General features: G+C 45.1%; 23 protein-coding genes and 1 other annotated feature. Of the genes, 18 read left to right on the top strand and 5 right to left on the bottom strand.

The features are described 5' to 3' along the window. Positions 1 to 5: 5 nt before the first annotated feature. The 5 genes from C7R93_RS02135 to C7R93_RS02115 all read left to right on the top strand — a co-directional run bounded on the left by C7R93_RS02135 (position 6) and on the right by C7R93_RS02115 (position 5,656). On the top strand, positions 6 to 1,550 hold the full coding sequence (locus tag C7R93_RS02135; RefSeq protein ID WP_106837254.1) for an ABC transporter permease: 1,545 nt from the start codon (positions 6 to 8) through the stop codon (positions 1,548 to 1,550). A gap of 10 nt (positions 1,551 to 1,560) precedes the next feature. After that, on the top strand, positions 1,561 to 2,526 hold the full coding sequence (locus tag C7R93_RS02130) for an ABC transporter ATP-binding protein (RefSeq protein ID WP_106837253.1): 966 nt from the start codon (positions 1,561 to 1,563) through the stop codon (positions 2,524 to 2,526). 20 nt (positions 2,527 to 2,546) lie between these two features. Beyond that, entirely contained in the window at positions 2,547 to 3,512 is a 966-nt protein-coding gene (locus tag C7R93_RS02125; RefSeq protein ID WP_106837252.1) for an ABC transporter ATP-binding protein, read from the top strand. A gap of 37 nt (positions 3,513 to 3,549) precedes the next feature. Beyond that, positions 3,550 to 4,905, top strand: a complete 1,356-nt coding sequence (locus C7R93_RS02120; protein ID WP_106837251.1) for a M20/M25/M40 family metallo-hydrolase — start codon at positions 3,550 to 3,552, stop codon at positions 4,903 to 4,905. Between the two features lie 175 nt (positions 4,906 to 5,080). Further along, the gene (locus tag C7R93_RS02115) at positions 5,081 to 5,656 is read left to right on the top strand and encodes a hypothetical protein (protein WP_106837753.1); all 576 of its coding nucleotides are present in this window, start codon (positions 5,081 to 5,083) and stop codon (positions 5,654 to 5,656) included. 112 nt (positions 5,657 to 5,768) lie between these two features. On the opposite strand, the gene C7R93_RS02110 is transcribed toward C7R93_RS02115, so the two are convergent. Together C7R93_RS02110 and C7R93_RS02105 are read right to left on the bottom strand one after the other, a co-directional pair. Then, positions 5,769 to 6,140: an ArsR/SmtB family transcription factor gene (locus C7R93_RS02110; RefSeq protein WP_106837250.1), complete on the bottom strand. Its 372-nt coding sequence runs from the start codon at positions 6,138 to 6,140 to the stop codon at positions 5,769 to 5,771. After that, positions 6,141 to 6,575 carry an SRPBCC family protein gene (locus C7R93_RS02105; protein WP_106837249.1) on the bottom strand — a complete coding sequence of 145 codons (435 nt, stop codon included), beginning with the start codon at positions 6,573 to 6,575 and terminating at the stop codon, positions 6,141 to 6,143. 214 nt (positions 6,576 to 6,789) lie between these two features. Here C7R93_RS02105 and C7R93_RS02100 point away from each other — a divergent pair, with 214 nt between their 5' ends. The 9 genes from C7R93_RS02100 (at position 6,790) to tyrS (ending at position 18,444) form a co-directional block, all read left to right on the top strand. Next, positions 6,790 to 7,566 (top strand): putative protein N(5)-glutamine methyltransferase, encoded by a 777-nt coding sequence (locus C7R93_RS02100; RefSeq protein WP_106837752.1) that lies wholly within the window; start codon positions 6,790 to 6,792, stop codon positions 7,564 to 7,566. Positions 7,567 to 7,967: 401 nt separating this feature from the next. Next, positions 7,968 to 9,443 carry a protein adenylyltransferase SelO gene (locus tag C7R93_RS02095; RefSeq protein ID WP_106837248.1) on the top strand — a complete coding sequence of 492 codons (1,476 nt, stop codon included), beginning with the start codon at positions 7,968 to 7,970 and terminating at the stop codon, positions 9,441 to 9,443. Positions 9,444 to 9,550: 107 nt separating this feature from the next. After that, entirely contained in the window at positions 9,551 to 10,369 is an 819-nt protein-coding gene (locus C7R93_RS02090; protein ID WP_106837247.1) for a VHS/ENTH/ANTH domain-containing protein, read from the top strand. 110 nt (positions 10,370 to 10,479) lie between these two features. Then, positions 10,480 to 11,442: an AAA family ATPase gene (locus C7R93_RS02085; RefSeq protein ID WP_106837246.1), complete on the top strand. Its 963-nt coding sequence runs from the start codon at positions 10,480 to 10,482 to the stop codon at positions 11,440 to 11,442. A gap of 14 nt (positions 11,443 to 11,456) precedes the next feature. After that, on the top strand, positions 11,457 to 12,095 hold the full coding sequence (locus tag C7R93_RS02080) for an RNA ligase family protein (protein ID WP_106837245.1): 639 nt from the start codon (positions 11,457 to 11,459) through the stop codon (positions 12,093 to 12,095). Positions 12,096 to 12,232: 137 nt separating this feature from the next. Further along, on the top strand, positions 12,233 to 13,294 hold the full coding sequence (locus C7R93_RS02075; RefSeq protein ID WP_106837751.1) for a suppressor of fused domain protein: 1,062 nt from the start codon (positions 12,233 to 12,235) through the stop codon (positions 13,292 to 13,294). 39 nt (positions 13,295 to 13,333) lie between these two features. Then, entirely contained in the window at positions 13,334 to 14,998 is a 1,665-nt protein-coding gene (locus C7R93_RS02070; protein WP_106837244.1) for a DUF6138 family protein, read from the top strand. A 318-nt stretch (positions 14,999 to 15,316) separates the two neighbouring features. Continuing rightward, positions 15,317 to 16,816, top strand: coding sequence for an ATP-binding cassette domain-containing protein (locus tag C7R93_RS02065; protein WP_106837243.1), 1,500 nt, complete (start codon positions 15,317 to 15,319; stop codon positions 16,814 to 16,816). 73 nt (positions 16,817 to 16,889) lie between these two features. Continuing rightward, positions 16,890 to 17,119: a binding site (T-box leader), on the top strand. Positions 17,120 to 17,175: 56 nt separating this feature from the next. Further along, complete coding sequence (gene tyrS / locus C7R93_RS02060; RefSeq protein WP_425266724.1) at positions 17,176 to 18,444, top strand: tyrosine--tRNA ligase; 1,269 nt, start codon at positions 17,176 to 17,178, stop codon at positions 18,442 to 18,444. Positions 18,445 to 18,502: 58 nt separating this feature from the next. Here tyrS and C7R93_RS02055 read toward each other — a convergent pair whose 3' ends face one another. Genes C7R93_RS02055 through C7R93_RS02045 form a run of 3 tightly spaced genes read right to left on the bottom strand, consistent with a single transcriptional unit; the run spans position 18,503 to position 21,017 of the window. Further along, the gene (locus C7R93_RS02055; protein ID WP_106837242.1) at positions 18,503 to 19,714 is read right to left on the bottom strand and encodes an MFS transporter; all 1,212 of its coding nucleotides are present in this window, start codon (positions 19,712 to 19,714) and stop codon (positions 18,503 to 18,505) included. Between the two features lie 31 nt (positions 19,715 to 19,745). After that, entirely contained in the window at positions 19,746 to 20,561 is an 816-nt protein-coding gene (locus C7R93_RS02050) for a MerR family transcriptional regulator (protein WP_106837241.1), read from the bottom strand. Positions 20,562 to 20,573: 12 nt separating this feature from the next. Beyond that, positions 20,574 to 21,017, bottom strand: coding sequence for a hypothetical protein (locus tag C7R93_RS02045; protein WP_244191424.1), 444 nt, complete (start codon positions 21,015 to 21,017; stop codon positions 20,574 to 20,576). 97 nt (positions 21,018 to 21,114) lie between these two features. Between C7R93_RS02045 and C7R93_RS02040 the strand changes: the two genes are divergently transcribed. The 4 genes from C7R93_RS02040 to C7R93_RS02025 all read left to right on the top strand — a co-directional run bounded on the left by C7R93_RS02040 (position 21,115) and on the right by C7R93_RS02025 (position 24,760). Continuing rightward, on the top strand, positions 21,115 to 21,531 hold the full coding sequence (locus tag C7R93_RS02040; RefSeq protein WP_106837240.1) for a MarR family winged helix-turn-helix transcriptional regulator: 417 nt from the start codon (positions 21,115 to 21,117) through the stop codon (positions 21,529 to 21,531). 3 nt (positions 21,532 to 21,534) lie between these two features. Then, the gene (locus tag C7R93_RS02035) at positions 21,535 to 22,725 is read left to right on the top strand and encodes an MFS transporter (RefSeq protein WP_106837239.1); all 1,191 of its coding nucleotides are present in this window, start codon (positions 21,535 to 21,537) and stop codon (positions 22,723 to 22,725) included. A gap of 251 nt (positions 22,726 to 22,976) precedes the next feature. Further along, entirely contained in the window at positions 22,977 to 23,441 is a 465-nt protein-coding gene (locus tag C7R93_RS02030) for a DinB family protein (RefSeq protein ID WP_106837238.1), read from the top strand. Between the two features lie 170 nt (positions 23,442 to 23,611). Continuing rightward, positions 23,612 to 24,760, top strand: coding sequence for an AI-2E family transporter (locus C7R93_RS02025; RefSeq protein ID WP_106837237.1), 1,149 nt, complete (start codon positions 23,612 to 23,614; stop codon positions 24,758 to 24,760). The last annotated feature ends 643 nt before the right edge of the window (positions 24,761 to 25,403 follow it).

Below are 25,403 nucleotides of genomic sequence, written 5' to 3'. Positions count from 1 at the left end.
GACGAATGAAAAGTCAGAAGACTTACTCTTTCTATCAACTATTTTTGAAAAAGTTCAAGAAACAGACGATGGCGGTCATAGCCTTTTGGATCTTAATCGGAATCTTTCTGCTAGGGCTGGCAGGACCATGGATCACGCCATATGATCCGAATCGGCCGGTAACGGAGCAGTATGAAGAAAAGGGAATCGACAGAACGAATGAAATGACCGGAATGATTCAAATTACCGGGATCATGAGTGATGGAGCAGAACGACCTGTGTCTGAAGTAATGTTGCAAAGTTCGAACCGACAGATTTCCTCTGTCAGTGAATCGAGTGGCACGATCACCATTACGCCAGTCGGGCAAGGAAGCACAACGGTGCTGATAGCCAAAGGAGATGTCGCTACGCAGATCCAGCTCGACGTTTCTGTAGAGGACACCCCACCCATTCTCACACAGCTGTTACTTCATGGTCCGCCAGGCAAGGTAAAGAAGGGGGACATCTTACAGCTTGAGCTGGAGGCCACGCTTTCAAACGGTGATAAGCTGGTCGGCTTGGAACAAATACGTAGCAATCTACAACAATTAATGGGGGCGAGGAAGACTGACTCTCATGAAAAAAACGGGTTCTTAACAGCTAGGAAAAAGCAATCGGAAGAGGTCGGGCAAATTCATTACCAGTCGACAGATGAAAAAGTAATACGTGTAAGTCCAGATGGAATGGTGACCGCGCTAGGTCAGGGTATCGGACAAGTGAAAGTATCGATCGGGCCCGTATCTACCATTGTTCCGATTGCTGTTGAAACACCGCAGCAAGAGCCTGTACTTGTCAAAATCAAACCTAGTCAGACGCATATCGCGCTTATGGATAACAGGAAGCATCAACAACCTTCTCTACTTCACTGGTTCGGAACCGATCATCAAAATCGGGATATCTTCAGCCGTGTATTGGCTGGGACTCGAGAAACGCTATTCATTGGTTTCGTATCTGTCGGGATCGGCGCTGTTATTGGGACGTTGCTTGGGCTGTTAGCTGGATATTACGGAAGGTGGATTGACTCGATCATTACACGCCTAACCGATATCTTGTTGGCTTTTCCGGGGATTTTGCTCGCGATTGCTGTCATCGCCGTGCTAGGGGCAGGGATGGTCAACATTATTTTTGCAGTAGCTGTTTTTACGGTTCCTATCTTCATCCGCATCGTCAGAGGGAGTGCTTTAGCCTTAAAGCAAATGACGTATGTGGAAGCGGCCAAATCAATCGGCGTGCAAGATTTCGTCATTATCATGCGGCATATTTTGCCTGGGATGCTACCTGTGGTCATGGTTTATTTGACGATGAGAATCGGTACAGCGATTCTGCTTGGTGCTGCTCTTAGCTTTCTCGGTCTAGGTGGTGACATAACAGCTCCGGAATGGGGGGCGATGTTGAGCGCAGCCAAAGACAACAGCCGGAATTTTTTCTACCCAACATTTTTTCCTGGAATCGCCATTGTGCTGACCGTCGTCTGCTTCAATTTGTTTGGCGACGGTCTGCGAGACACGCTCGATCCCAAGCTAAAGGAGTAGAAGTGAACGAATGAATACGCCTATTTTAGAGGTCAACCAGCTCCAGGTTTCTTTTAAGAAAGAGAAGGAAGAGATTACGGTCGTCAACGGTATTTCCTTTGTTGTTCATGCAGGTGAAACCTTGGGGATCGTCGGAGAATCCGGTTGCGGTAAAAGCATCACGTCCCTATCGATCATGCGCCTGATCAGCTCACCCGGCCGCATTACGAGTGGGCAAATTGTTTATAACAACAGGGATTTGACCCAACTCTCCGAGGAAGAAATGCGTATTGTCCGAGGAAACGAAATCTCGATGATTTTCCAGGAGCCGATGACCTCCCTAAACCCCGTTTTTACCATCGGCCGACAAATCGATGAGATTATTCTGCTTCATACGTGCGCATCCAAACAGGAAGCAAAAGAACAATCTATCGAGATGCTAAAGCGCGTCGGTATATCCCGTGCTGAGCAAATCTACCGAAGCTATCCATTTGAGTTGTCGGGTGGAATGCGGCAACGGGTAATGATTGCGATTGGAATGGCATGCCAGCCAAAGCTGTTGATCGCGGACGAACCAACAACGGCGCTGGATGTAACGATTCAGTTGCAAATCTTAGATCTGATGAAAAAATTGCAAGAAAAAGAAAACACAGCCATCATCCTAATCACTCATGACCTGGGGGTGGTCGCTGAGATGTGTGACCGCGTTCTGGTGATGTATGCAGGTGAAGTCGTGGAAGAAGCTGTCGTCGATGATTTATTCCATAATCCTAAGCATCCTTATACCATTGGTTTACTGCAATCCATGCCCTCTTCAGTAGAAAAGAAAAGCCGCTTATATACGATCAAAGGACAAGTCCCGCCAGCAGGGTCGATTACCAAGGGGTGTCGCTTTGCAGAACGGTGCGATCATGTTATTGACCGTTGCTGGGGGGAAGAGCCCGCGATTGTTTTAGTAGGCAATAATCATACGTGCCGATGCTGGTTACATGCCTAGGAGAAACGGGAGGTGTTGGGATGGACCCATTAGTAGAAGTACAACAGTTACAGGTGTTTTATCCAGGTAAGAACAAGCTGCTGCAAAAAACGAAGAGTGTAGTGAAGGCCGTCGATCATGTTTCGTTTACCATCAATCAAGGAGAGACGCTTGGGCTGGTAGGAGAATCAGGATGTGGAAAATCGACGATGGGCAGGGCGATTTTGCACCTGATAAAACCAACTTCAGGGGAAATCGGTTTTGCAGGTAGGAATTTATCTTCCTTATCAGCGAGTGAACTGAGGCAACAGCGCAAGCATTTTCAAATGGTGTTCCAAGATCCGTTCTCGTCGCTTAACCCACGATTGACGGTAAAGGAAATTCTGGATGAGCCGCTAAAAGCCCATAGATTGGGTGATGAACATCAGCGTTTGGAAAAAATACACCATATAATGGAGGTTTGCGGGTTAAATCGCACGTATGCTGAGCGGTATGCTCATGAATTTTCCGGAGGGCAGCGGCAACGAATTGGCATCGCTCGTGCCCTGATTCTTCAACCACAGCTAGTAGTGGCTGATGAACCCGTCTCTGCACTAGATGTATCGATCCAGTCGCAAATCTTAAATCTCATGCAGGATTTACAAGAAGAATTTCACCTCACGTACTTGTTCATCTCCCATGATCTGGGGGTGGTTCGGCATATATGCAATCGTGTCGGGGTCATGTATTTAGGGAAAATGGCGGAGCTTGCGACAACGGAACAATTGTACGCCAATCCATTACACCCCTATACCAAGACGTTGTTATCCGCCATCCCAGTGGCAGATCCCCGATTGAGGAAGGAACGAATCATTTTGCAAGGGGACGTACCTTCACCAGCCAACTCTCCACAGGGCTGTGCTTTTTCAAGTAGATGTCCGAATGTGATGGAGATATGCAAAGAAATCAGACCAGACATGCAACAAGTGACCGATTCACATAGTGTGGCTTGTCATCTCTATGTCTGATCAAAAAAGGAAACAATAGATAGGAGAGAAGATAGCAATGAGTTTGGCTACTGTTCAGCATCTGATAGAGGAGCGTAAAGAACATTATTTACAGCAATTGTTCACTTTGTTGAAACAGAAAAGCATAAGTACAACCAATGTAGGCGTACGAGAATGTGCGGAGCTGTTGAATGAGATGATGCAGGCATGTGGGATACAGAGTCGTCTAATGGAAACAGCGGGACATCCAGTTGTGTATGGGGAATGGATAAAGGCTGAGAATGCATTCACAGTATTGATCTATGGTCATTATGATGTCCAGCCCCCTGAGCCGCTCGAGGAATGGCTGTCGCCACCCTTTGAACCAACCATACGAGACGGAAGGATTTATTGTCGAGGAGTAGGAGACAACAAAGGCCAGTTAATGGCTCAGGTACTGGCGATTCAAACGTATTTGGACAGCTTTGGTGAGTTGCCAGTCAATGTGAAGCTGGTATTTGAAGGGGAGGAGGAAAACAGTAGTCCTCACCTCGCTACTTTCGTTGAAGAGAATAAAGAGCTATTGGCATGTGACCTTGTTTACACATCAGATGGGCCCATGCATGGAAGTGGCATTCCTTCTGTTGAGTTAGGTGTGAGGGGTATTCTTGGTATCGAACTGGTAGCACACGGAGCAAAATGGGATCATCATTCGGGAAATATGGGAAATATTGCACCCAATCCGGCATGGATGCTAATTGACTTGTTAAATACGATGCGTGATGAGCAAGGGAGGGTGCTAATCGAAGGATTTTACGATAACATCCGCCAACCGACTGCCTATGAGCTGGATTTGCTTCGCAAGCTTCCTTTTGAGCGCGAGGCGTTGATCGAGCAGATCGGATATCCAGATATCGAAGCGGACGCCGAAACCTTTTATCGCTTGGTATCCTTGGAACCGACTTTCAATATTTGCGGCTTCCACAGTGGATACGGGGGAGACGGCTCCAAGACGATTATTCCAGCCACTGCACGCGTGAAAATGGATATACGGCTAGTCATCGATCAAGACCCAGACGATATTTTTCAAAAGCTTTGCGAACATGTGAAAAAACACACTCCTTCCATAGAGGTCTTGCATCAAGGAGATATGAAACCTTCTCGTACTTCTGCTGAACTAGAGATTGTGAAAGTGGTTACACAGGCAGTCAGGGATGCCTACAGAGTAGAACCTCTTCTTGTGCCTGGAGTCGGCGGGAGCCTCCCCGATTATGTCTGGACACAGATTCTCGGAGTCCCATCCGTGATGGTCCCGTATGCGAATGCAGATGAGGCGAATCATGCGCCAAATGAAAATATGAAAGTGGATCTTTTTTATCAGGGCATTTCATGTACATGCCATGTGATTCATCGATTAGGGGAGCTTTCAAAGTAAGAATCAATAAGTGGTAATTTGCTATTCATATCCATTTGTAATATAATGCTTGCGTTAATAGCACTCCACGTATCAGTTCAACGGCACGGGCGTGTTCGCGATTGTTCGCGATCGCCCTTCTTTCTATTACGCGAGTAAACAGTGGAGAGAGAATATGGAAAAGGTGGTCCTCAACATGAAAAAGTCTACATTGATCCCAGCTGCACTTCTGTTAGCAGTCCTGACTGCTTGCGGCAATACGCAAACGGCAGAGCAACCAAATACTCAGAATCAAGCGGCAACAGGTACCCAACAGCCAGTTGGTGAAGCAACAGCACAAAAGCCTGAAGAAGCGAAGAAAGAGGCACAGCAAGTATTTGTCGCTCCACAAGAAATCGTGGTGTATAAGCAAGGGGAGAAAACATCCCTGAAGCCGGAAGATGATAAGTTTAAGGAAATTCTTGCGCTCATGAATAAGCGTTTTGAAACACCTGCAGCTCTGTTGCGTTTTGATGAAAGCACCCAAGCTGTAGAGAAGGACAAAAAAGAAGCGTTGGCTGTTGAATTCAACTATGCGGAAGTAACGACAAATACATTGCCTGCACTTGTTGGAGAAAACAATAAAGCGGAAGTAAAAGCTAAGACACTGTTCCTCGTATTGTCCGGAGATAACAAGGACCATATGTTTGATTCTGAAGATGGCAAATCGTATGGTACTGCACCGCTGCAACTGACCGAATCCACTGAACTGACTGAGCTCTTGAATAAGTAATTGACTGCGTAATTGAACTACAGCAGGCTGTCGAGAAATCGGCAGTCTTTTTGTTATTCGAAAAAAACCTCCTGATCAAGGTCAATCGATCAAGAGGGAAGGGCATGACAAGTTATTTCTTTTGTTGATCCGGTTTCGTTTGTACGATTGTTAGTTCCGTATCGCCATCGGTCTCCACCAAGTGCTTCAGCATAGACAGCTTATTGTTCCAAAACTGCTCGTAAAAGGAAAGCCACTGTTTTACTTCTGTCAGGGGACCGGGATGCAGCCGATAGATTTTCTCGCGACCTACCTTTTGTCCCGTAACCAAATCTGCGTCAGCAAGTATATGAAGATGCTTGACCACAGCAGTTCGGCTTATGGGGAAATGAGAGGTAATCGCTGAGATGGGCAATTCTTTTTCAGCTAGCAAGCGAAGTACTTCTCGACGAGTAGGGTCAGCGATCGCTTGAAATACATCAACCTTTTCTGCTGAAGCAGACATTTAGCCCTCCACAACCTTTTTCAAACGCTCGTGAACAATACCAACCCAACCTTGATTCATTCTGTCGCGGATCACAGAGCTCTTCTCGTTTGCTTTTCCAAGGATGGCATCTGCTGCTTTCCACCCGCCATGAATGAGGGTAAACTCCGTTTTATCTCCTAGGTCTTTTAAAAGAAACGAGACTACCCAACCGTCTGTATCCCAAGCAAAAGAAAGGCGATGAGGAGCTTCTATTTCCAACACTTTGCATGGCGAAGGCCCAAAAGGGGATTGGATATGAAACTCATGACCTACCACTGGTTGAAAATCATTCGGCATAAACCAAGCAGAAATGGCTTCCGCAGTGGATACTTTCTCCCATACCTTTTGAATAGGGGCGTCGAAAACGATCGTTTGTTGAATATCTTCTACGGTTTGCTGATTGTTCTGTTCCACGTGAGTCTCTCCGTTTCGTAGTGAAAATATAACACCATATGGTTTTGCTTTATGATGATATAACACCTTTTGGTTTTATGTAAATGGTATTTTTCCTCCAATAGGCGTGTCTTATTCCGGCGTCCAACTATTCAACTAACGGGCAGTTAGTTTAGTAACCATGAATTTTCGAATCTGATAAAATAAGTGCGTGACCCTTAAATTTCCAATAGGAGTGGATGATACCATCAATAGAATTATCGTAAACAGGCTTCGGGCTGCCGGTTGTGTTTTCGCTGAAGATGAGGCCCAATTGCTCATCTCCGCAGCACGGACAACTGCCGAGCTTGATGACATGGTAAACCGGCGAGTCGCAGGCTTGCCCCTCGAACACATTCTTGGTTGGGCCGAGTTCTGTGGTCTGAGGATAGCCGTGGACACTGGAGTTTTCGTACCACGTCAACGTACCGAGTTTCTAGTCCGCCAAGCTATCGCACTGGCACGGTCAGGAGCCGTAGTGGTGGACCTGTGTTGCGGATCGGGCGCGTTGGGTGCCGTGCTAGCCGCAAATTTAGAGCGGATCGAGTTACATGCAGTGGACATCGATCCCGTCGCAGTAAGGTGCGCTCATAGGAACATCACTACCGCTGGTGGTCACGTCTATGAAGGTGATCTTTATGAAGCTCTGCCCGCCACATTGCGGAACCGTGTCGAAATCCTAGTCGCTAATGTACCCTACGTACCAACCGAGTCTATCAGGCTACTTCCCCCAGAGGCCAGAATATATGAAGCGCCCATTGCGCTTGATGGAGGCGAGGACGGACTTGACGTTATGCGGCGAGTGGCGACCGAGGCAGCACTCTGGCTGGTTCCGGGTGGTCACTTATTTGTCGAGACTAGTGAGAGACAGGTGCCAGTAACAGTCGAAATCTTCGCACGCAACGGGTTAATTCCGCAAGTGGCAACTGACCATGAACTAGACGCTACCATCGTTATCGGAACAAGAACCTAGCTAGTTTCTAAGGTATTAGTTAACTAAATTTCTCAACTAACGGGTTCGATAGCTCAATAAACCAGGCCAGTCTAACACTTTATTTTCGTGTTTTGACTGGCCTTTTTGTATGGAAGGTTTGAATGGTCTAATACCTATTTTTTTAAGGCAAGGAGCTTACTTAGACAGAAATAGCACCAAATCAACAACATCAATCTAATACTTTATTTTCTCTGAACATGTGTATAGTAAATTTGCATCCACTTGTTTATTTTCAAATAAGGTTCATGATGATTGCCTCAAGTACATTATAATGCGTCAATGTGCTCCAATTGTGCATGAAAAGGGTATAATAAATTTGCAAAATGTATCACGCGTACGGCTACTTCAATCCAAATAAAGCATCGATAAAAGGAGATACAATGACAGACAAAAAACGAACAATCGAGCCGGGATGGAACTTCGATAACAGCTATGTCTCGTTGCCAAACTCATTTTATTCCAGATTCAGTCCACCACCTGTGCGATCACCGAAGCTCACTATTCTCAATAGACCGCTGGCAACGTCACTAGGGCTGAACATAGAAGCCCTTCAAAGCGACGAGGTCGTAGCCATGCTCGCGGGAAATGAGACACCAGAAGGCGCAATGCCCCTCGCCCAAGCATATGCCGGGCATCAATTCGGTCACTTTACCATGTTGGGTGACGGACGGGCTCTCCTGCTTGGCGAGCAAATTACACCCTCAGGCGAGCGTTTTGATATTCAATTGAAAGGCTCAGGCAGAACGCCGTATTCACGCGGCGGCGATGGTAGAGCAGCGCTTGGCCCGATGCTGCGTGAATACATCATTAGCGAAGCCATGCATGGACTCGGTATTCCGACCACTCGCAGCCTTGCAGTAGTGACAACCGGCGAGTCTATCTATCGTGAATCCGAGTTGCCTGGTGCCATTTTGTCACGTGTGGCTGCCAGTCATATCAGAGTGGGCACGTTTCAATTCGCGGCAAGATGGTGCTCGATTGAAGACCTCCGCGCGTTAGCTGATTACACGCTGCAAAGACATTTTCCAGAGATCGAAGCAGAAGAAAATCGTTACCTGCTCCTATTGAAAGGAGTCATCAAGCGTCAAGCGGAGTTGATTGCCAAGTGGCAACTCGTGGGCTTCATCCACGGAGTAATGAATACCGACAACATGGCGATCAGCGGCGAAACCATTGATTACGGTCCGTGTGCTTTCATGGACACGTATGATCCCGCAACTGTATTTAGCTCCATTGACGTTCAGGGTCGCTATGCTTACGGAAATCAGCCGTACATTGCGGTGTGGAATCTTTCTCGTTTTGCGGAAGCCTTGTTGCCGTTACTTCATGAAAATGAAGCGCAGGCTGTGAAAATAGCCGAAGACGCCCTCGCCGAATTTAGCAAGCAGTATCACAGCATTTGGCTAACAGGAATGCGGGCAAAGCTCGGATTGTTTAACGAAGAGGAACAAGATGAAGAGCTGATCGAAGGTCTGCTTAACATGATGAAGGATCACAGCGCAGACTATACGAATACTTTCCGTTCCCTGACGATCAATCAACCAGAAGATACGGTCCTGTTTGGCACGAGCGAATTCACGGAGTGGTATGAGCAGTGGAAAGCGCGACTAGCTAGACAGCCAGAAGATACCATCGCAGTACAACAGTTGATGAAAAAGAGTAATCCGGCAGTCATCCCCAGGAACCATCGTGTAGAAGAAGCATTGGAAGCAGCATGGAAAGAGGGCGACTACTCTGTGCTGGAACGGCTGCTTGCTGCCCTTTCTGATCCATATGCCTACACTCCTGAGCAGGTAGAATACACGACTTTACCAGCGGAATCAGCAGGTCCTTACCAAACGTTTTGCGGAACGTAGTAGCAACGCAATCCGAGTCCAACGATCTTTCACACGTTGGACTCTTTTTTCATACATCCGATCCGCGCTAAAATATGGAAAGCAAAGAAAAAAGGAGCAATCGTTTTATGGATAAAAAAGCAAAGCAAATCTTAATCAAAACATTTTGGAGCAGCAACGGGTGGAAGAGTCGCCCATACGATTTTTCGGGAGAAGATTTTGAATACGCCAAAAGTAAAGGCCTTATGTTTGACCTGCTGACGATCAGTCACGAGGAGTGCATAGACAGAATCATTACCCTGCATGAAAAAGTGACAAAAGAGCAAGTTGCCGCTGCATTTTTGCACAGTCTCTCGACACGAAAGGTGTACCTGCGCAGCGCATTGTCTAGCTGGGCCTTGACGGAGCCATTAACAGCCCATGCGTTCGATAGTAATGCCGGCAAGTATACGAATCCAGAAAACGGCACCTACTTCGCCATGTACGGAGACTGTCATAAATGCGACCGTTACCATATCGCTGGGAGAGAACTATATACCGATGAAGATTTAAATGTCCTGAATTTCGAGAGAATCAAGTGGGGAGGTGTCCGCCTGAACTATCTGCCGTACCTCATGCTTGATCTGGAGCTGATAAGCAAGGAAGAAAATCTTTCGGTACAGGAAGAAGATGTTGCCATCCTCCGTCAGGTGCTAGACATCATCTCCAGCTGTGAACCAACAGATGCCGCCCGCCAACTGGAGAAGCGACTCCATGGTGTCTTTCCATCTAGCAAAAACGAACGGGATGTCTTTATGGAAATTCTTTCTTCGTCTGGTATCTTGGCTCCAAGCAAGGACAGGCCAGGGCGGGGCGGGAAAAACGACTTTTTCGCCGTTGTGAATTGGCGCGGGGAAGATAGCTATTCCGAGCAAGCTGTCCAGAACTTCTTTGGTCCGTGGCTGTAAAGAACGGAAAATCTAGGAACAAAGAAGGGTGCCATCTAAACTCGAAATGTGTATAATATTGGAAAAGAAAGTCGAAAGGTAAGTTTCTATTGAAAGGAGGTGAGATATAAGTGAAAAAGAAATTAATCGTCCTGTCAGGCATTGCGGGCAGCGGCAAAAGCAAATGGGCACAAGAAATTGCCAAAAAGGAACGTGCAACCATCGTGTCTACGGATGAGATTCGCCAAAACTTATTCGGTGATGAGCGAAAACAAAAGAGGTCTGCACAAGTATTTTTTGAGGTTTATTCGAAAATCGCAACGGAGCTGTCGAATGGAAGGAATGTCATCTTGGACGCTACGAATATTGACAGAGAGAAAAGAATGAAGGTCCTTGCCAAATTTCCCGATGTTCAAAAGGAATGCTATTACCTCGATGTTCCCTATTCCGTATGCTTGGAGCGCAATCAGTCCAGAAAGAGAACCGTAGACGAATACATCTTAGCGAAGATGCGGAAGAACTTCCATTTTCCCATTAAGAATGAAGGTTGGGATCACATTCATCTCTTGCACGAGCCTGTTCCCTATGCCATGGAAAAAGAGGAGTTTGTTCAGTTGCTTCAAGATGAACCCTCCTATGAAGTGTTGTTCGACAGGTTGAATGCCATTCCGATCTTCCATGAGATGTATCAGTTTAATCAGGAAAACCCTTATCATCAATATCCTTTGTGCAAGCATACGTATCATGTTTTCGATTATGTAAACGCCTTTTACACGGAAGAAGACAAATTTCTCATGCAAGTGGTCGCCTTGTTTCACGATACAGGAAAACCATTTTGCAAAACGTACAAACCGATGAAAGGCCATTACTCTTACTACGGACACGAACATGTTTCTGCGCAAATTGCTTGCCATTTCTTAAAAGAATTAGGATTCGAAGATGGTTTTATCTTCGAAGTTGTCAATCTGATTCAAATGCACATGAAGATTAACTACGGAACGCAGCAAGATATTTCCGAGATTTATCATTTATTGGGCGAAGAGTACCTGTGGAAACTGTACTTCTTTAAGGAAGGAGATGCCTATGCCAAATAAGGAGGTGAAAAACGATGTTGAAAAAATACCCGAGAACCTTTCATTTACCCTGGTCAAGAAGTAGAACCGACGATGATAAAATCTTACGAACGGTTCGTCATTTCGAGGGAAAAGAAATAGTCGTGACTGAAAAGCTGGATGGCGAAAATACCACGCTTTACCGAAACCACATCCACGCAAGGTCACTGGATAGCAAAGACCACGCATCTAGACATTGGGTAAAAATGTTGCACGGGACGATTTCGTTTCATATCCCGGAAGGCTGGAGAATTTGCGGGGAAAATGTATATGCACTGCACTCGATCTACTACGAGCACCTAACGAGCTATTTCTACGTTTTCTCCATCTGGAACGAAAACAATGAATGCTTGTCGTGGGATGAAACGGTAGAATGGGCCAAATTACTTGGCTTAGAAACAGCGCCTGTCTTATACAGAGGGAATTGGAAGGAAGAGACCGTCAAAAGCTGCTACACCAGACAATCTGTCTTTGGCGGAGAACAAGAGGGGTACGTGGTACGAATAACGGAGAGGTTTCCTTACGAAGATTTTAAACAGTCTGCCGCCAAATTTGTGCGCAAAAATCATGTACAAACCGACCAGCACTGGTTATCGAAGCCAGTCGTTCCGAATGGAATAACACAAGGCAATTAAAGACTTTCCTATAGAAGGGAATGAGAACGATGTAATTTGCAAAGTGGTATTGACCGTCTGATAGAGTATCCAAAAATTTCACTTTGGCTATTGTTAAGACAGTCACTGCATAGGAGGCAAGCGAGTTGAACGAAGAAATGAATGAAGAAACGACATCAACGGGCTGGGATGCCATTGATCAGGAGATGGTAAAGATTTATGGAGAACAGGAGCCTAAGCATTACGGGACGCTCATCTCGTATGCGCTAGGTGGCAACGATCCATTGGATGGAATTAGCGCCTACAAAGCGGTCGAGCCCTATCCGCATTGGCATTTTGTCACGTATGGATTTAGCGAGCTGTATGAAAAGGAATCCGAGAATGAAGAGGAAAGCGGTTTTGGCTTTGAATTGACGTTTCGATTGGCGCGAGGGGACGACGAGGAAGAACCGCCTGCATGGGCGCTGAATCTGCTTCAAAATATGGGACGATACGTATTCAACACCGGCAATGTTTTTCATGCAGGTGATCATTTGGATGCAAACGGTCCGATTTGCTTGGGCGCTGATACCCTACTGACTGCCCTCGCTTTTGTCAAGGACCCGCAGCTTGCCGAAATCGATACACCGAATGGTCGGGTACAATTCTTGCAAATGGTGGGAATCACAGGCGATGAACTCGATGCGATGATGGCTTGGAATACACGTGGCGTACTCGATGCTGGCTTGCCATTCATGCCTTCCTACATAACCGATCTCGAGCGTGATTCGCTCCTTCGGAATGCTACAGTTTCTGCTGCTGTTCAGAGTGGAATGGAACAAGAAGGATCCAACACTGCCTATTTGTTTGTCAGCCAGTTAGGTTGGGAGCTAGGTAAGAAAAGCTTGTTTAAAAAGACGCATTCGACCCTCAGGCTCGGAGCAAAGCAAGCGGAAGTAATCGGAAAAATTCTCCGGGGTCGCATTAAAAAAGGGGAGAGCCTGAGTTTAGTGGGACCTGATGTCCGAGTTGTATTTGAGGCAGGGGAGAAGCCTGAATGTATTCCTGGAGAGGACGTCATTCGTTTTATCTTAGATGATCCGACCGCTGTTGCACTCAGCAAGCAATTGCTTCCTAAGGAAAGCAGCTTTGATATCCCTTCCCTGAAAGGAATTGCCATAAGCATTGTGAAAACCAATATTACCGATAGCGAGGGCAATGTCGTCAAGGTCATCGGTTAAGACGGTAGCACTGTTTTTTTGCAGGAGGAGAATCAGTCAATGAATCAGGCAGCAGAAGCATTTCTAAACGATGTATGGACTTCCATTCAAGACATTTACCAAAAAGAGAGCCAGCGGATCAGCGATATCAAAGACTGGAGTCGACTGCAGGCAGGGATCAAAGACTACCTGAGAATGGCATGGAGAAAAGGAAAACTCAATTGGGCCAATGGCAAAATCCACGTGGATATCCATGAACCTTTCAAATGGAGTGACGACTCGTACAAATACGACGCGGGTTCTTACATGGAGGAGCTTACAGAGGAAATTCTCAAGCAAGAGTTTTTTCCCGCACTGTGTGAACGAATGGATTCCCTTTTCCATTCCAACGACTATGATCCTCACTTTTTTGATTACCGCTTCGAGCTCGTCTTTGAATTCGAGTGGAAACAATCGATGCAGTGCCATTCTCACCATTTCGTAAACGAACGAAAACTCGAGAGTCTAAAACAAGAGCTGGATCACTTTATCGAGACAAAAATTATGTCGGAGCTTCCAGTACGTCCGCATGAAAAAGACGATTTTTTCTTCGCTCATTGTCTCGTCAATCTCGATCTGTTGGAACAAAAGCAGGAGGTTGTCGAACCGCTCATCCAGCGTCTTAGCGATAAGTTGCGCTCCAATAAAGAACGCAGTGATTCGTGGACATACCACTATACTTTGGCTTTAAGAGGCTGGGTGGAGGAGCGTTTTTTAGAGAAGTATTTTGATCGTACTGGGCATTATGGAATGGATTGGGTTTTGAAGCCTGAGCAGGATCGTCAGGAACCCAAAATAGAGGACCTAGACTTTTTCCTGTTCGTCGCCCTAAAAATGGGTAACAGGGAGCCGGACACCCGTAAGAAGTACCTGGACCTCGCTGTTCAGCTTGGCTCTAAGCAGGCTATGGACTATGTAAAACGGGGAAGCGGTCGCTTTGAAAACGGGTATAAAAGCAGTCTGATTCAAGCAAGTGCCAATGACGTTTTGCAAGCGATTGACATCCGTATCGTATCTGAGGAAGAAGCCGCCTATGGTGAAGCGATTGATTTTATCAACAGCCTGTTGAGGGAAGGCTTTCCTAAGGGGTACAAGCTCAAGCTGAAGAGCAGCGAAAAGCACTACCTGCCATTAAAAAAGCTGGCAAAGTCAGGACTCCATCAGTTTTTTGCGAATGCGTCCCGTTACCCTGCCTTATTTCCGAAGCTCGCAGAATATGCTGAGCTTGCGATGGAGGAGTTCGCGTGGTATGGGGATGTTGAGCCTAGTGAGAAATCGGTCATGCCTGGCACCTATGCGGTATTTGCGCTTGGCTTGTCTAGCAGCGATTATTTTCCACTCGTTCAACGGTATATGCAGCTGGTCGACACCGAGCATCAGTCTGCCCAGGACGATTATGCCATTCCTTTTATGGAGGCGCACGGTGTAACCGTAGAGATTATGCCAGTACTCGTCTCTCTTTTGCTTGGCAGTGGCGAAGGGGCGAAGCCTTTGAAAAATATCGCCATCGATCGTGAAGAACTGGTGGATGCTCTCATCGCGGAGCTTGCAGCGATGGAAGATTACCATCGGGAAACCGTTATTTATCGCATATTCGGCGGGAACAAGAAGCTCGCACAGGCGGTAAAAAAGGAATCGTCTTCCCTCAAAGATAAGCTTGCACAATTGCTAGCCTTGGTCGGATAGATAGCTTCATTGACATTATTTAGAAGGCCATGCTATATTGAACTCAACTACTTTGATCGGAGGGTGAATCATTTGCGCAATTGTTTATTTATTGGAAAAGCCAATCCTATAATAAATAAACAAGAAGCCAAATTCACCCGAAATTTATATCCTGAATCCCTGTATGGTCTATTTTTCATATAGCGATTTCAAGTATGAGAGCAAGATGCTTCTGTTTATTGGACAGAAGCATCTTTTTTTGTTGTCAAAAATCGGAGGGTGATGCACATGAACAACAAATAAATCGGTGAAAACACAGAAATGAAATGGGGGAAGCACATGATAGAAGTGCATAGCATTACGATTACGACCAAGAAAGACAGCAGGACTCTCCTACATGATTTGCATTTAAACATTCAAACAGGCGACAAGATCGCCATCATCGGTGAAGAAGGAAATGGAAAAAGCACCTTACTAAAATTTATCTACAATGAACAACTGATTGCCGAGTATTGCACATTTGAAGGGAAAGTGATGAGAAGCGACTATTCATTGGGTTTTCTATCACAGGAGCTATCGGACAAAGAAAAACAAATGACCATTGCCGACTTTTTTGCCGAAAATCAATGGAGCAAAGAGCTGCTGAGAGCGATGGATGATTTCGGCATTCATTCATTGGATTCAGATCAAAAGATGGGTGTTCTTTCCGGGGGTGAACGCTTCAAATACCGGTTTTTAAGTCTGTTGGCTCAGAATCCTGATGTTCTATTGCTGGATGAACCCACGAATGATTTGGATATTCAAACGATGGAGTGGCTGGAAGGCTTTATACAACAGACGACTTTTCCTGTCTTATATGTATCGCATGATGAAACATTTATCGCGAATACAGCAAACGGTATCCTTCATATGGAACTGACAAAGCGCAAACAAGTACCCAAGTATACGTTTTCAAGAGAACCATATGAGAGTTACCTCGGCAATCGCGAGAACCACTTGAGCAAACAAGAACAGATAGCGAAAAAGCAAGCTTCAGACCATAAAAAGCAAATGGCGAAATGGCATGACGTTTGGAATAAGGCAGAGCATCAACATCGGAACGTATCCCGGTCAGATCCGCGATTGCAAAAGAAAATCAAGTCTCTGAAAAATCAAAAGGAGCGCATAGAGAGGGCATCCGAGACATTTCAAGAGGTACCGAGTGTGGAAGAGGCAAGTGAATTCCGTTTTGATTTTGCGGTACACGTGCCTCGCAGTAAACAAATTCTTGACTATTCATTGGAAATACTGCAAATCGCGAACAAACAGCTATCGAAACAGATTCACTTAACCATCAAGGGTCCAGAAAAAGTCGCGATCATTGGGGAAAACGGGATCGGAAAAACGACGTTGTTGAAAAAGATCATGGATGAGCTAGTCGAGCATTCGGCATTAAAGATCGGTTACATGCCCCAAAACTATGAAGACCGGTTGGATTCAACGAAAACACCGATTGAATTCTTGGAAACATCGGGGAGTAAAGATGCGATTACAAAAGCGTATACGTATTTAGGCAGTATGAGATTTACAAAAGAGGAGATGCATCAACCCATTCAAAACTTGTCTGGGGGACAGAAAGCGAAATTGCTCCTGTTAAAAATGATTTTGGATCAATGTGAAATATTGATACTGGATGAACCGACCAGAAACTTCAGTCCTTTGACGACTCCTGTTCTGTGCCATGCGTTAGCCGCTTTTGACGGTGTGATTATCAGTATTTCGCATGATCGACGGTATTTACAGGAAGTCGCAACAACTGTCTATGAACTAACTTCTGACGGTCTCACGAAAATAAAATAAGGGATGTTAGCGGAATAATAGCTAGATGGTTGACATTGCTAACTTATTTCAATATACTGTCTGTAATTCATATGAACATACGTTGAAAGAGCGCAGTAGCAGCTTATTCCCTGTTCTAGAAAGCCGGGGGTTGATGGAACCCGGTACACAGTAAGCGAGCGAATTACACTCTGGAGTATCTCGGGTAATGCCGAGCGGCACCGCGAACGATAACTCGCGACGAGTGGCATGATTGGCCTAAAGCAAGCGTTTGGGTCCATTGTGCAAGATGGGTGGTAACACGGTTATTCAATCGTCCCTATGTCTACAATAGACAAGGGGCGATTTTTTATTTTCATCATAGGAGATTGAAGGAGTGTATGGCAGTGAATATTATCGATGAACTCGAATGGCGCGAAGCCATCAATCAGCAAACAGATGCAGAAGGGCTGCGAGAATTAACGAATGAAAAAGCAGTCTCGTTATATTGTGGTGTGGACCCAACAGGTGACAGCATGCATATCGGTCACTTGATTCCTTTCATGGTACTGAAACGCTTCCAGCTCGCTGGTCATCGTCCGGTCATTTTGATCGGTGGTGCAACAGGTACGATTGGCGATCCGAGCGGCCGTCAATCTGAGCGTTCTTTGCAAACACTGGAACAAATTCAGGAGAACGTAGATGCACTTACCGCTCAAATGAAGAAGCTGTTCGTTACAGAAGGCGACAACCAAATCCGTTTGGTGAACAACTACGACTGGACGCACAAAATCAATGTCATTGAATTTTTGCGTGATTTTGGTAAAAACTTTAGCATCAACACGATGCTTGCCAAAGATGTTGTGTCGAGCAGATTGGAAAGCGGCATTTCGTTCACGGAGTTTTCCTATCAAATTCTGCAATCGCTGGATTACCTGCATCTGTACAAACATGAAGATGTTCAGCTGCAAATCGGCGGTTCCGACCAGTGGGGTAACATCACGAGCGGTCTCGATCTGATTCGCAAAAAAGAAGGACCAGAAGCAAAAGCATTCGGTCTCACCATTCCTCTGATGCTGAAGGCAGATGGTACGAAATTCGGGAAGACAGCAGGAGGAGCTATCTGGCTCGATCCAAACAAAACAACACCATTCGAATTCTACCAATTCTGGGCGAATACCGATGACCGCGATGTTGTGAAATACTTGAAATACTTTACGTTCCTCTCCAAAGAACAAATTGAAGAGCTGGCTGAAAAAGTACAGACCGAGCCACATAAACGCGAGGCGCAAAAAGCGCTGGCTGAGGAAATGACGAAATTTGTGCACAGCGAGGAAATGCTGGAGCAGGCGAAGCGCATTACAGCAGCTTTGTTTACGGGTGATATTAAATCGCTATCGGCAGATGAGATCGAGCAAGGCTTCAAAGAAATGCCGACGTATGAATCTACCCTCGAAACGAAGAACATTGTTGACTGGCTTGTTGAGATCGGCATTGAGCCTTCCAAGCGTCAAGCGCGTGAGGATATTACAAAAGGCGCTATCTCCATGAATGGCGAGCGCGTTACCGATCTCGAACTGGAAGTAACACCAAGTCTCGCTATCGGCGGCCGCTTCATCATTATCCGCAAAGGCAAGAAAAACTACAGCTTGGTGAAATTATCTCAATAGATGAAGGAATAAGAAGCTTCCCTGGAAACATGAAGGGAAGCTTCTTCCTCTATTTGCGTTATTTTCGTGTTTGACAGTCCTCTAATGTATGCGTGTGATAGGACATCGCTTTGCGATCTAAACTGTAGCTGATAAATGTCAGCAAGGATGCCGCGATCGCGACAATCGCACCGACCCAAGAAACATCAATGAGTTCCCTGTTTGTCGTTATAAATCCACCTAAAGCTGATCCGAGGGCGATCCCAACATTGACAGAGACGGGAGTTAATGAGGAAGCCAAATCTCTGGCAGCGGGATAATGTTTATCGGCCAAATCAATAAAGTACAATTGCATCGTGGAATTCATGATGTAAACGACCAGCGCCATAAAGGATAGGCTGATGAATCCACCGAGTAGGGAATGCGGCGAAGCATAAAGAGATGCGAGAATGACGGCTTGCATCAGATAAACATACCGGAGCTTTCCAATCCCGTTGTGAGCTGCCAGTTTCCCACCAATCAGCGTGCTAAAGATAGAAATCACCCCGTACAGTAAAAATACGAGACTCAAATATTGATTCGGTACGAAGAGCACGTCTTGCAGCAAAGGAGTTAAATACGTATAGACTGTGTAGGTCGCGCCGATGCTTAATGCCGGAATAAAGAACGCGATGATGATACGTGTATTGGTCAATAACCCGATTTGTTTTTGCAAGGAACTGTTCGATCTCTTAAGTCCTTTCGGGATGGTCGCTGCACTTGCTAGGAGAGAAATGATCCCTAATAGTGCCGCAAACCAAAAGGCCATTTGCCAACCGCCCCATTGTCCAATAAAAGTACCGATTGGAACCCCAACCACGCTGGCGATCGTGAAGCCAGCAAAAATGATAGAAATTGCGGGCCCCCTTTTCTCAGCAGGCATCGTTTCACTGGCAACGGCCATGGCAAGTGCAATCAAAACCCCGGTCACAACGGCAGTCAAGATTCTGGAAACAAGAAGCAAGGCATACGACTCAGATAAAGCCGTAAGAATATTCCCTGTAATAAAGACCCCGATCAACGTAAGTATGAGTGGATACTTGGCAAATCGGCTGAATATCGCCGTTAAGATCGGTGTACCGATTGCAAATGCAATGGCAAAGGCTGATACTAGCGAGCCTACTGTTGAGATCGATATGCCCAACTCGGATGCCACATCACTAAGCAGCGAGATAATGACAAATTCACTCGTACCCAGGACGAAGGTCAATAAAAATAAGGTAAAAGTTAGGAACTTTTGCTGTCTGTTCAAAAGCTGAATCTCCTCTCCACATGTTCTATTTTCAAGCTTTTTCGACGGCAATCTGGAGCTCGGCGACGTAAGAGTCCGGGTCATCTGGACTTTCACGACGAACACAAATTTCACGACGGGGTTCGTTCTCTTTGATCCGATATCCATTTCGTTCAATCCACAACGCCAATTCGACACTCGCAGTGCAACGGCATGTCGTCCGACAATGATGGATGAGCGTAGCCATCAACGGAATTTCCGGCAATTGCTTTACGGTAAAGGGGGGGACGGTCTGAAAGTCCTGAGAAATTAGACGCGCCACTTCCACATCCATGTTGTCATCACATTCCTCACAGCCATGCCAAAGAACCATCCGGGAAAGAGAAGATTGACCAGAACGTCCCAAATGATCGTCCAGCTGTTGGAATAGCTCGGGTATTTTATTGAATGGAGTTCTTTTTCGATAGGATAGGACGAGCTGCGGCTCTACTTTTTTTAGAATAACGTCATGCGAAGGCAGGCTTTTCCCTTCATTTTCGATGGCGTACAGGCGATCCTTGATGAGATTCAATCTTGCTTGCTCCTTATCCAGAATGGACTGAATTTCGCTTTGCTTGATTCGAAACATCCCCCTGATTTGTTCGAGTGGGATTTGCTCGCTCATCATCTGACGAATTTGATCTAATGAGAAACCCAATTCTTTATAGGCCAAAATCCGATTAAGCTGAAACATTTGGTCAGCCGTATAATACCGATAACCTGAAAATTTGTCGGTATGAGCTGGCTTGAGCAAATGCACTTGGTCATAGTAACGGAGTGTTTTGACGGAGACTTGACTAATCTTCGCAAATTCACTGATTTTAAACATGGCGAAACCTCCTTACTTGCGTATGTTCTGTACCGAGTATAACTTTCCCGTTAAGGGGAGAGTCAAGCGGCGAGGCAATGGGAATGGGCAAGCTTGAGAGAGGGCGAGCCAATAATCCATGATTTCGCGTATGGTCGTCAAATGCAATTTGCCTTGATCACGTAGCGAGTCCATTCGCTTCAACAAACGGTCAAAATCGGGATGGATGATCCAGTTTCCTTTGGCATCTCGAATGAGAAATTTCCCGCCTTGCTTTTTGGCAGGTAATCTTGCCAAGTAGGTATGGTTGATAAAAACCCCACAATTTTGAATGAGCTGCTGGAGATTTTGCTCCCGATACAGATAAAGGGTATCTTCCGGAATGGTGGCAGCCAACCTTGAGTAAAACGGGCCAGTAACTGTCGGATGCGACCAATAGAGAGGGGTGCGTAGGGCGTCGCCTCTAAAAAGCCACAAGATTATTACCCATCGTTATTTAGACCTTCTCAACCAACAAGTAAAGATATATAATTAATTAAATTAATTAACTAAAACGAATAACAAAGGAGCTACTATGTACCCTTTCTTTTCAAAAGTCGCATTCACACACCGTATGTACAATAACCAATTGCAAGAGGAGTTACTGCCATTCGGAATATCCGTCACGCAATGGGCATTAATTCGTTATCTCAAGAATAATGGAGCTGCTACTTTTAGCGACGTCGCCGATTATTGGCAAGTAGAGAAGCCGGCGATTACACCGATTGCACAAAAATTAGCTGCGCGTGAATTGATCTCGATTTCATCTGGAACAGACAAACGGCAAAAAATTATGTATTTGTCAGAGAAAGGTGAAGCGCTACATAAGACGATTATGGAAGCGACTGATCCATTCTTGGAAGAAGTAATGGAGGGTATCTCACGGGAGGAAAGAGACGCAGTAGCCTCAGTGCTAGAAAAACTAATCATGAACCTAAAGAGAAGAGGGTAAGCAGTGAAAAAGGATAGGCTTTGGACAAAGGAGTTTGTCATTGTTTCTTTCATCAATTTTCTTCTTACACTTATGTATTTCTTACTAATGGTTACGATTGCTTCGTATGCCAAAACAGAATTTCACGCTTCGACCAGTTCAGCCGGATTGGTTTCAAGCATCTTTATTATTGGTGCTTTGATTGGTCGATTGGTCACCGGTAGAGCGATTAGTCACATTGGTACGAAAAAAACGCTTTGGATTGGGTTAGGATTTTTTGCTGTCACTTCGTTCCTTTACTTTTTCACTTTCCATATCAGCTTGCTACTGGTTAATCGATTGCTGCAAGGGATTGCAGTTGGTATCGCCAGTACAGCAACAGGTACCATTATTGCGCAAATCTTGCCTGCGTCTCGCAAGGGTGAGGGGATTGGCTATTACAGTTTAAGTGCGATTTTAGCCACTGCAATTGGTCCTTTTCTCGGTATGATCTTATTGCGGCTTGAAAATGGGTTCATCTGGATCTTTACGATGAATGTCGTGTTTTCCCTGATTTGTTTGATGTTTTATGCCATGGTAAAAATCAATGTTCCGGTACTTTCCGCAAGCGTGAAGGAGGAAGCAAAAGGTTCTCTGCTTTCGAAATTCATCGAACCGAAAGCCCTGCCGATTTCATTCATTGCCTTATTAATCGGTTTTAGCTATTCGGGCGTCTTGTCATTTTTATCCTTTTACGCGGACGAAATTAATCTCTCCTCAGCATCCAGCTACTTCTTCTTGGTGTACGCCATCGTCATTATCCTCTCGCGACCATTCACTGGAAAGCTAATGGACGCAAGGGGGGCGAACATTGTGACATACCCCAGCCTGGTGATATTTGCTCTAGGAATGCTTTTATTCAGTCAAGCATCTACTACCTGGATGCTGCTGCTATCTGCCGCAATGATTGGAGTGGGCTTCGGAAACTTTAACTCCATTGCCCAAACGGTAGCTGTGAAGGTGACCTCTCCACATCGCTTTGGATTAGCAACCTCTACTTACTACATTTTGTATGATCTAGGTTTAGGAATCGGGCCGTATCTGTTAGGATTTATCGTACCGCATACAGGATACCGTACGATTTTCGTCGGGATGGTTGCCTTTATCCTTTTCAGTATCCCACTGTATCACTGGCTACACGGCAAACGAGATCGGGAATTGATACGTGCAGCTTGAATTCATACCAAAAACGTTTAGTCACGACAAAGGATGACTAAACGTTTTTTTATTCTATTTAACCGAGCAGGGAAATAGCCCTCAAACACAAAATACTGCTTAGCATTGTTGAGCTTTTATAACGAAGGTTAACGAATCCGAAGCAGAATTAAATGAAGCTATCAAAGCGGTACGTTTGCCTACTTTTACCCCTTAACCAAACATACTATAATCACAGGAAAGCATGTGTGAAATTCAAGGAGGGGACAAGAGTGGAAGCGTTGATAGAAGAGTATGGTCGTGGATACAACATGCTTCGGGAAGCAATAGAAGGATTGACCGAGGAAGAGGTTCGCTTCAAGCCAGCACCAGATAAATGGAGCATTCATCAAATCCTTATCCATGTAACGGATTCCGAAATTTTGTCTACACATCGGTTGAAAAAAGTATTGGCTGAGGAAGAGCCACTTTTGATTTCGTTTGATCAGCGTGCTTGGGTGGATAACTTGGCGTACGATCTGTTGGACCGTGACCAGTACCTCCAATTATTTCAAATGCTCCGCTGTAGTATGCAAACCATTCTGGAAACGTTGACCTGTGATCAATATGAGCGTGTAGGAGTTTATGCAGATGCAGGGCGGTTCACCTTTAAAGAGTTGCTTGAATATCGAGTTGAGCATGTTCGCGACCATCTTGCCCAGATCGAACGGGTACGGGCTGCGTACAAGCAAGCTTGATATAACAAAACACCCGACGCATGGGTGTTTTTGTTTGGTTTTTGTGGGGCATTCAAGATATAATAAAGGCTTGGTGAGAATCTGCTGTAAACCTGTGGACATACTAATTGGAAAAGTTATGGACAAGCTCATCACCTTAGAAATCACAATCGTTAGGAGTCTGTAAGAGAATGATGGATAGAATAAACTGGCCAGATATGAAGAAATACATCATGATTGCGACTTACACCGTACTATTGTTCGTTCTGTTCTGGAATTTTACGGCTGTCAAGTTGTTCGTCTTTGAAATATTTGATTTATTGGATCCCGTCATTTATGGTATCGCCATTGCCTACATTTTAAACATTTTACTGAGATTTTATGAAGAGAGAGTATTTGCTCCCATCAATCGGCGAAACAATCGAATCTGGTTGAGAGTGAGACGTCCATTTTCCATTTTGTTAACATTAGCGACTGTTCTGGTATTGTTGACATTTTTGATGTGGTTTATTGTTCCTCAGTTGATCTCGAGTATTTCCGTGCTTGCCTTTAGTCTGCCGAATAATATGGAATCATTGAAAGCATTCGTGGATAGTATCGCAGCGAAGTTTCATTTGTCTGGCGATCTGTGGAATACACTCGTAGAGAAGTGGAATGAGATTCTGACCAAGTTTGGACAGTTTTTCTTGACTTCGATTCCTGTGATTTTGGAATTCACGAAAATGTTTACGATCAGCTTTATCGATATTATCATGGGTCTGATGCTGTCCGTTTACTTGCTGCTCAGTAAGGAAAAGTTAACGATGATCGCGAAAAAATTGCTATATGCCTACTCCTCAAAAGAGAGGGCGGACAGGGCTGTAGAAATTGGTGAAATTACGAACAAAGCATTCAGTGGTTTCATAGCGGGTCAGCTTACTGAGGCACTGATACTTGGCTCGCTCTGTTTTGTCGGCATGTGGATGTTCCATATGCCATATGCGCTTCTGGTGAGTGTGATCATTGGCGTAACGAGCATTATTCCGATCTTTGGCGCTTACATCGGGACCATTCCCAGTGCGTTTATCATCTTGATGGTTGATCCGGTGAAAGCCATTTGGTTCGTCGTATTTATTCTTGTATTGCAACAAATCGAGGGTAACTTTATCTATCCAAAGGTCGTAGGGAATTCCATCGGATTAGCGGGCTTATGGGTCATGCTGGCCTTGTTAGTGGGTGGAAGTTTATTTGGTATCATGGGCATGTTGCTTGGTATTCCTGCTTTTGCCGTCGTATTTACACTAGTCAGAAGTGCTACGAACAAGCGACTGCAGGAGAAGAACATTGTGATAAAAGAATAAGGGCAAGGGCATAAACCTCCTGAGATGCTTAGGCTTATTGTCAAGCAGAGGGCTCACACTTTTGTTTAGAAACACAAAGTGTGGGCCTTTTTACGTCCTCGAAAACGTGAGCTAACAATATCGTACTTGCCATTAGTTAGGACTATGGTCCTTAGTGATTTAAAGACCTGGTTTTTTAAAAATAAACATTTTTTACAAAAAATACCTATTTTTATCTGTACAGAAATATTCTCTCTGCTATAATGAATAAAAGTTTAAGCTACGCAAGAATATGTATGCAGAACATAACGATGACTTCGCAGGACAATTTTTCATGAAAGGGTGATACACAAACGAACCTCGCGAATACGGAGGTGTGATGGTTATTTTTGCTGCAACGATGTTGTGAACCCATTGGGCTAGAGTACCAGTGAACATTGTTTATCCAAATAATGGTAAGAGGCTTTTGTCCTGAAAACACTTCAACACAAACAGGGAATTATCCCCATTGTGAAAGTTTGTAAAATCTTGGAGAATTTGAAGGTGAAAATCGGTTCATGACCATAGATATAGATTACTGGATGGTAATTACAAAAAAGATACAAATTCCCACATATTTTGTTACATTCGCCCATTATACTTAATGTTGTTGAAATTGATACTT

The sequence above is a fragment of the Brevibacillus fortis genome, from assembly GCF_003013395.1.
Lineage (GTDB): Bacteria > Bacillota > Bacilli > Brevibacillales > Brevibacillaceae > Brevibacillus > Brevibacillus fortis.
The sequence above is the reverse complement of the archived record's forward strand: the minus strand, read 5'-3'. Positions and strand labels throughout refer to the sequence as shown.